The organism is Marinoscillum sp., assembly GCF_965229915.1.
Lineage (GTDB): Bacteria > Bacteroidota > Bacteroidia > Cytophagales > Cyclobacteriaceae > Marinoscillum.
Window position 1 is genome coordinate 3,375,031 of record NZ_CBDDJZ010000001.1, and the last position, 7,470, is coordinate 3,382,500.

At 41.1% G+C, this 7,470-nt stretch carries 8 protein-coding genes; all 8 read left to right on the plus strand.

The annotated features are described in order from the left end of the window. Positions 1–205 precede the first annotated feature (205 nt). The 8 genes from ACO067_RS14405 to ACO067_RS14440 all read left to right on the plus strand — a co-directional run bounded on the left by ACO067_RS14405 (position 206) and on the right by ACO067_RS14440 (position 7,294). Positions 206–1,204 carry an adenosine kinase gene (locus ACO067_RS14405; protein WP_421875147.1) on the plus strand — a complete coding sequence of 333 codons (999 nt, stop codon included), beginning with the start codon at positions 206–208 and terminating at the stop codon, positions 1,202–1,204. Between the two features lie 179 nt (positions 1,205–1,383). Continuing rightward, the gene (rpmH, locus tag ACO067_RS14410; RefSeq protein ID WP_421875149.1) at positions 1,384–1,539 is read left to right on the plus strand and encodes a 50S ribosomal protein L34; all 156 of its coding nucleotides are present in this window, start codon (positions 1,384–1,386) and stop codon (positions 1,537–1,539) included. Between the two features lie 15 nt (positions 1,540–1,554). Further along, the gene (gene rnpA / locus ACO067_RS14415) at positions 1,555–1,962 is read left to right on the plus strand and encodes a ribonuclease P protein component (protein WP_421875151.1); all 408 of its coding nucleotides are present in this window, start codon (positions 1,555–1,557) and stop codon (positions 1,960–1,962) included. A gap of 8 nt (positions 1,963–1,970) precedes the next feature. Next, positions 1,971–3,623 carry a S41 family peptidase gene (locus ACO067_RS14420; RefSeq protein ID WP_421875153.1) on the plus strand — a complete coding sequence of 551 codons (1,653 nt, stop codon included), beginning with the start codon at positions 1,971–1,973 and terminating at the stop codon, positions 3,621–3,623. Position 3,624: 1 nt separating this feature from the next. Beyond that, entirely contained in the window at positions 3,625–4,305 is a 681-nt protein-coding gene (gene tsaB, locus ACO067_RS14425; protein ID WP_421875155.1) for a tRNA (adenosine(37)-N6)-threonylcarbamoyltransferase complex dimerization subunit type 1 TsaB, read from the plus strand. Then, entirely contained in the window at positions 4,305–4,814 is a 510-nt protein-coding gene (locus ACO067_RS14430) for a DUF2480 family protein (protein WP_421875157.1), read from the plus strand. The genes tsaB and ACO067_RS14430 overlap by 1 nt, the downstream gene beginning before the upstream one ends. Positions 4,815–4,993: 179 nt before the next feature. Then, a complete protein-coding gene (locus tag ACO067_RS14435; protein ID WP_421875159.1) occupies positions 4,994–6,172 on the plus strand; it encodes a pyridoxal phosphate-dependent aminotransferase in 1,179 nt (392 codons plus the stop codon). 12 nt (positions 6,173–6,184) lie between these two features. After that, positions 6,185–7,294: an AEC family transporter gene (locus tag ACO067_RS14440; protein ID WP_421875161.1), complete on the plus strand. Its 1,110-nt coding sequence runs from the start codon at positions 6,185–6,187 to the stop codon at positions 7,292–7,294. Positions 7,295–7,470: the final 176 nt, after the last annotated feature.

Below are 7,470 nucleotides of genomic sequence, written 5' to 3' on the forward strand. Positions count from 1 at the left end.
ATATCCCAGTAATATTTGAGCTGTATATCAGCGAGATACAACAATCCACAAATTATGGTCTCAGGTAGAATAATGCAAAATATATTACACCAATTCAGGAGTTTGGTCTACGAATACTGGATTATTGGTAATCAAAGAGCAATAATTCATAAATATTGAGATATTTGCGTGCTTCAAAAAGGTTCAATATCAACTTACGAGTACCATGAAATACGATGTTTACGCTATAGGGAATGCAGTGGTAGACTATGTCACGGAAACTTCCAATAAATTCCTGGAAGAACATGAAATTGAGAAGTCTGTGATGACCCTGGTGGACGAAGACCGGCAAATGAGTGTTCTGGCAGATATAGACAGTGGTGTCACAAAAAAAGAAGGTGGTGGATCAGCAGCCAATACAATAGTTGCGGCAAGTATGCTTGGGGGCAAGTGCTTCTACTCCTGCAAAGTGGCGAATGATGGTGATGGACATTTCTTTCTTAAAGAGCTAGCAGATATAGGGATTGATACCAATCTTAATAAAAAGGAATTGGAGCCGGGGATCACAGGAAAAGTCCTGATCATGGTAACTCCTGATTCTGAAAGGACAATGAATACTTTTCTGGGGATTAGCTCCGAATTCGGAGTAAAGGAGCTCGATTTTGAAGCTTTATCAAATTCACGCTACTTATTCATAGAAGGATATCTGGTAGCCTCTGATACCGGTCGAAAGGCCATGAAAGAGGCTAAAAAATATGCAGAGGAAAATAACATTAAGGTAAGTTTGACATTTTCTGACCCCAGTATGGTAAAGTACTTCCGTGATGAAATGGAAGAGGTAGTTGGAGCTTCTGTGGACTTGCTGTTCTGTAATGAAGAAGAAGCGCTCCTGTTTACCAAAACGGATAATTTGGCCGATGCTCGTAAAGAGTTGAAAAAGATTGCCAAGAAGTTCGTAATCACTCAAGGTAAGAACGGCTCACTAATATATGATGGAGATACCTTCATCAATATAGAGCCATATGAGGTGTCCGCTGTAGATAGCAATGGGGCAGGAGATATGTTTTCAGGTGCATTTCTGTATGCCATCACGAATAATCACACGTTTGCATCTGCTGGTAAGTTAGCGAGTAAAGCGTCTTCTGTAGTTGTATCAAAATATGGTCCTAGACTTACATTTTCAAAGCTACAGGAGATCAAAAAGGAAGTGTTCAAAACTTCTTAAATGTATTCGGCATCTGATTTTGGAAGGGAAATTTTCAATTAGGAGGATTATCTTTTCTCAGAAACCAATTTTGTTTGGTTAAATACATTCTTTAACTATCTTTGCACTCCGTTTTGAAAAAATCGAAGATTCTGTTTTCAGAATCTGAAGACATATAAATGAATTAAAAGGGCAGAGCCATGAAGAGAACATTTCAACCTTCAGTAAGAAAAAGAAAGAACAAACACGGTTTCCGTTCAAGAATGGAGTCTGTGAACGGTCGTGCGGTGTTGGCAAGACGAAGAGCAAAAGGAAGAAAGAAGTTGACAGTTTCTGATCAAACGCACAAGAAATAAGTAACTTAGGCCTAAATGTCTGATCCAGGCCAGTCATATCGTTTCCCAAAAAGGGAGAAACTTGTCAGTAAAAAGAATATTGAGGAGCTGTTTAAGAACGGTTCCTCTTTTTATTTGCGCCCACTTCTGGTCAAGTACCACTCAGCAAAAGATCAAACTAGCCATCAGCTACTTTTTTCAGTTTCAAAGAGAAATTTCAAGCGGGCTGTAGATCGTAACTTGATCAAGCGCAGAATGCGCGAGGCATATCGTTTGAATAGACATCTTTTAATTACTCCAGAAGGTTCCTTTTATCACATCGCATTTGTCTATGTGGACAAATCAATAGTACCTTATGATCAAATTGAGGTCAAACTAAAAAAGCTTCTGAAGCGTTTAAGTGATCAGTCTCTAGGACCAGGAAAAAATCCGATTACTAAATAATTCAACACATGAGCAGAAAATGGAAGATTTGGATAGGTGTAGCGATCATTGGATCAGGACTCGTAGCCTTCAATACGACTCCACCAGACAGAACGTTTGAGATTGTTAAGAACCTGGATATTTTCGCTACACTTTACAAAGAGGTCAACTCCTACTATGTAGATGAGATCAATCCATCGCAATTGATGCGCACGGGTATTGAATCCATGTTAGAGACGTTGGATCCATACACTACTTACATTCCGGAAGATGATATAGAGGACTACCGCACCATGACCACAGGCGAATACGGAGGTATTGGGGCTGTGGTCAATAAAAAGAACGGTATTAGCACAGTGGTTATGCCGTATGAAGGCTATCCTGCCGATAAAGCAGGCTTAAAGGCAGGAGATCAGATTTTAAAAATCAATGGGATCGAGTTGGAAGGAAAGTCTTCTGATGAAATAAGCAAGCTGCTGAAGGGTCAGTCTGACTCTGAGATCGTTCTGACCATTCGTCGCATGAACAAATCAGAGCTATTTGATGTCTCACTGGCACGTGAGCGAATCACCATTAACAATGTTCCTTATTATGGGATGGTGACTGAGGATGTTGGCTATCTGAAACTAACAGATTTCACTACAGAAGCAGGTGCTGAAGTGCGCAATGCGGTAAATGAGCTGAAAGAAGATGGGGCAACTAAGGTGATTTTAGACCTGAGAGGAAATCCAGGTGGACTACTCGAAGAAGCTGTCAATGTGTCTAATGTGTTTGTTGGTAAGGGACGTGAAGTGGTTACCACTCGTGGCAAATTGAACAATTGGACCAAAACGTATAAAACACTGGATGACCCGGCGGATGATCAAATTCCATTGGCGGTGTTGGTTAGCAACGGGAGTGCATCTGCTTCTGAGATTGTCTCTGGGGTTATGCAAGACTATGACAGAGGAGTATTAGTAGGTCAGCGCACATTTGGCAAAGGATTGGTGCAGCAGACCAGACCGTTAGCTTACAACTCACAACTAAAAGTGACCACAGCTAAGTACTACATACCTTCCGGCAGATGCATTCAGGCGATTGACTACAGTCATAGAAACCCAGACGGGAGTGTGGGTAAAGTCCCTGACTCTTTGAAAACGGAGTTTAAGACCCAATCTGGTAGAGTAGTGTTTGATGGCGGAGGAGTGCTCCCAGATATTGAAATTGACGCACATGATTACGCTCCTATTTCTTATGCTCTGATGTCTGATGATCTAATATTTGATTATGCTACCAAATACTTTTACGATCACCCGGAAATTGAAAATGCCAAAACTTTTACACTGTCTGACTCAGAATACTCTGCCTTTAAAGATTGGTTGAAAGATAAAGATGTACAGTATACCACTCAAGTTGAGCACGATATTGAAGGACTGATTAAGTCTGCCAAGAAGGAGAAGTACTATCAGGATATTGCGGCGCAAATTGAAGCGCTTCGAGAGGAGACTCTCCATAACAAAGATCAGGATTTAATGACTTTCAAAAGTGAGATTAAAATGCTGCTGGAGCGCGAAATTGCCGGGAGATACTATTATCAGGGAGGTATGATTGAGTCAATGTTTAGTGAAGACCTGGAAGTATTAGCAGCAGTTGACGTACTTAACAACCCAACCAGGTACAATGAAATTCTAAAAGGAAAGTAGTTTGGCTACAATTCTCAGCTTAGACACATCTACTAAGGTTTGCTCTGTGGCTATCCATAAAGATGGTGACTTGATTGGTGCGCAATCCTACCATTTGCAAAAATCGCATTCTTCCTTGCTACCGGTGATCATCCAGCAATTGATGGAGAATGTAGAATTGGAGCTTTCTTCTTTGGATGCCATAGCTCTGTCAGCGGGACCGGGTTCATACACAGGATTACGGATTGGTACCGCTACTGCTAAAGGGCTGGCTTACACTTTGGAAATTCCGCTAATCGCAATATCTAGTCTAGACTCCATGTATGAGCAAGTAGCTCCTAATTTGCCAGATTCGGCTGTACTTATCCCAATGATTGATGCGCGTAGAATGGAAGTTTTTTGTTTTGCAAAAAGAGTAAATGGGCAGGTTATCTGGGATGCTAAACCACTCATAGTTGACGAGTCCACTTTTGATGACATTGAACATCAAACTTCATATTTCTTTGGAAATGGGTCGGATAAGTTCAAAGAATTGTTTCCCAAGGTAAATTTCATTCCAGATATTCATCCCTCCGCAGCACATATGGGTCAATTAGCCCATCAGAAGTTTACCCAGCAGTATTTCGAAGATCTGGCCTATTTTGAACCAGATTATCTCAAGGAATACCGAACTAATGTGCCATCCCAGAAGTTCAAAGTATAATGGAAGAAATTGTCAATAGAGTCGCTAATAGTCCTTTGGTATCATTGGACTTTGATGAGTACATCGATCAGTCCCCAATGACATTTTTTGATGTGAAAGATTGCCTCTATCAGGGCCTGATTCTTCGTGAGAAAGATTTCAGGCAATTTATCAAAGAATATGACTGGACCCAGTATCATGGTAAGAATGTAGGAGTTCATTGCTCTGCTGACGCTATTGTGCCCACCTGGGCTTACATGCTCATAGCCACGAAGCTTCAAGGTATAGCCAACAAAATGGTCTTCGGACGTGAAGAGGAGTTGGAGAAAGAACTGATAGACGAAGCTATCCAACAGATCATGAAGCAAAAACTCGATGATGCTAAAGTGGTCATCAAAGGATGTGGTAACCTGAAAAGTAGGGATTATGCATTTTTTGAGTTGACCAAAAAACTAGCACCTATTGTTAGTAGTATCATGTACGGCGAGCCATGCAGTACCGTTCCTGTCTACAAGAAGAAGAAAGCCTAGACACTGACAAATCGTTATTATCACTAGTCATTTAATGGGTCCGATTGAAGATTCTTCATTCTTCTAGAACCCTGATTAAGAATGCTTTATAAATGATAGAAGGTTAGCAGTTTCTAATTGATTATGGGTAAATTTAGCTTGCGCTAAAGCGTTTTTTAATCACCAAACCCATTTTCAACATGAACTCATCTGCTCTAAATCGACGCAACTGGCTCAAACAAACAAGTATTGGCGCTGGTGCGCTAATGTTCGGTGCCCAAGTCATCCCATGGACCTCTAAAGCCAATCCAGCATTTGGGATGTCACCGCTCTATCAACCCATGTTGATCGAGGATCATAAGGTTATTGAGAAAGACTTGGCCGAACTGAAGGCCCGATTGTTAGCTAATGAAAACCCATATGGGCCTTCACCAAAGGCCATTGAAGCGTTGAAAGCTGCAGCAGTAAAGGGAAATAGATATGTCTATAATAGCAGCATGAAGTTCGCTGAAACACTAGCGGATAAGGAAGGTGTTAGCGCCAAACAGATATTGATCTCTCCAGGATCTACTGATATTTTGGAAAAATTTGCTTTTGCCACTTGTCTTAAAGGTGGTAATGTTATCTCTGCCGATCCAGGATATATGTCCATAGTGAATACGGCCAGAGCAATAGGGGCCACTTGGAAGAACATCCCACTCAAATCAGATTATAGTCACGATTTGAAAACAATGGAGGCAGCAGTGGATGATGATACCAGGTTTGTTTATATCTGCAATCCCAACAATCCTACTGGGACCATCACCCCAATAGAGGAGATCAAAGCATTCGCCAAAAGGGTGTCCAAAAAAGTTCCAGTCTTTATTGATGAAGCTTACATTGAATTGATGGACGGTGGAGAATCTGCGGTGAGTCTCGTTCAAGAGGGATATGACGTAATCATTTGCCGCACATATTCTAAAATACATGGCATGGCCGGTTTGCGGATTGGTTATATGATTGCATCGGAAGATCGTGTGGAGAGTATCGTCGATTTGGTAAGAACTGAAATGGGTATTAGCGTAACTTCACTGCATGCAGCAATTGCTAGTACAACTGATCAAGAATTTCTAGATAAAACCAAGACACTTAATAGAGAGGCAAGGAACTTCACGTTCAAAGCGCTCAAAGACCTTGGATATGACCCTATTCCATCTCATACCTCATTTATTCTTTATCCAATCGATATGCCTACTAAGGACTTTGCTGAGAAAATGCTCAGTATGGGTGTAGGAATTAGGGTCTTTACAATCAATGACAAACCCTTCAGCCGGGTGAGTATGGGTACTTTAGATGAGATGAAGTACTTCGTTGATAGTCTCGATCAAATAACAGGATAATCTACTGTAGATATGAGTGAAGGGTTAATTAGAACCTTTTCTTTTCTGATGTTGATTGGAGTAGGATTGATGCTAAAACGCAAGATTCCTGCAAATCAACGAAGTGGCATCAAACAGATTATTCTGAGTCTGGCTCTTCCTGCTGTGATTTTTGTGTCGCTGCAAAAGGTTGAATTCAGTTGGGGGATGATATTGTTCCCGGTGTTGGCCCTATCCTTCAATATAATCATGTTTGGAGTGTCGGGTTGGATTAGCCGACTGATTCCGCTCGCAGCAAATAGCCCAGCATCACGAACAATGAGAATCCTCTTGCCTTCATTGGCTCCAGGGTTATCTTGCTTCCCATTTATACTCGAGTTTTTGGGTGAAGAGTCCTTAGCCAACGCAGCGTTTGCTGATGTAGGTAACAAGATCTTTGTATTAGTTATCCTATACATAGTGGCCATGAGGTGGTATTATCAGCTACATAGTATTCAGGGCGAGTCTCAATTTGGTCGATTAAAGAAGTTCTTGTTAATCATGGCCAGAGAGCCAGTCAATCTCGCAATCATTGTTGCCCTTATTTTAGTGGCATTTGGGCTCAATTACAGCGTCTTCCCGTCATTTATACAGATAAGTATAGACAAGTTAAGTTTGATCATGACTCCACTGGTTATGATTTTTATTGGATTGTCTGTAAAGCTTACCTGGAGTCATGCCAGGCAGATAGTTACTATGTTGATGTGGAGATCTTCCATTGCCTTTGTTTTAAGCGGAGTAGTTATCCTGGCTTTTGGTGTGGTAGATCCTGCTTTGTCCATGCTCATTGTTTTATTCCCTCAGAGTAGCTGTAGTTTCTGGCCATACTTGCATATAGAATCAGTCACTGTCATGGAGTCAAACCTAGAAGAAGGAAGAACCTTCGACCCAACTTTTGCGCTGAATATTTTAGCCATGTCTCTGCCGTTTTCAACTATAATGATTCTTAGTCTGGCTACTTTTAAAGAATATGTTGCTAATACTACCTTTATATTTTCCTTGGGAGGTGTGATGTTGATTATGCTCATTTCGACCCGCTTGATAAAAACACTCAGGACTGTTTCTTTATCGAGTAACCTTGCCAACTCCGACTCAAATAGCTGAGAATCAAACCGCTCCAAAAAAGGCATAAAAAAATCCTATTTTATTTACGTTTCCGCTAGGATTAGAATTCTAGCCTTTACTATCTTTGCCGTCCCATTCGGCGGGAGTGGGGGAAAGAGTTGAGAGGAAGAGGTTAGATAGGGTGAGAGGGGCTAAAAATATTTTAAAATATTTCC

Coding starts and splice junctions, on each gene's coding strand:
- ACO067_RS14405 (WP_421875147.1), top strand. CDS start 206: ATGAAATACGATGTTTACGCTATAGGGAATGCAGTGGTAGACTATGTC.
- ACO067_RS14435 (WP_421875159.1), top strand. CDS start 4,994: ATGAACTCATCTGCTCTAAATCGACGCAACTGGCTCAAACAAACAAGT.
- rpmH (WP_421875149.1), top strand. CDS start 1,384: ATGAAGAGAACATTTCAACCTTCAGTAAGAAAAAGAAAGAACAAACAC.
- ACO067_RS14440 (WP_421875161.1), top strand. CDS start 6,185: ATGAGTGAAGGGTTAATTAGAACCTTTTCTTTTCTGATGTTGATTGGA.
- rnpA (WP_421875151.1), top strand. CDS start 1,555: ATGTCTGATCCAGGCCAGTCATATCGTTTCCCAAAAAGGGAGAAACTT.
- ACO067_RS14420 (WP_421875153.1), top strand. CDS start 1,971: ATGAGCAGAAAATGGAAGATTTGGATAGGTGTAGCGATCATTGGATCA.
- ACO067_RS14430 (WP_421875157.1), top strand. CDS start 4,305: ATGGAAGAAATTGTCAATAGAGTCGCTAATAGTCCTTTGGTATCATTG.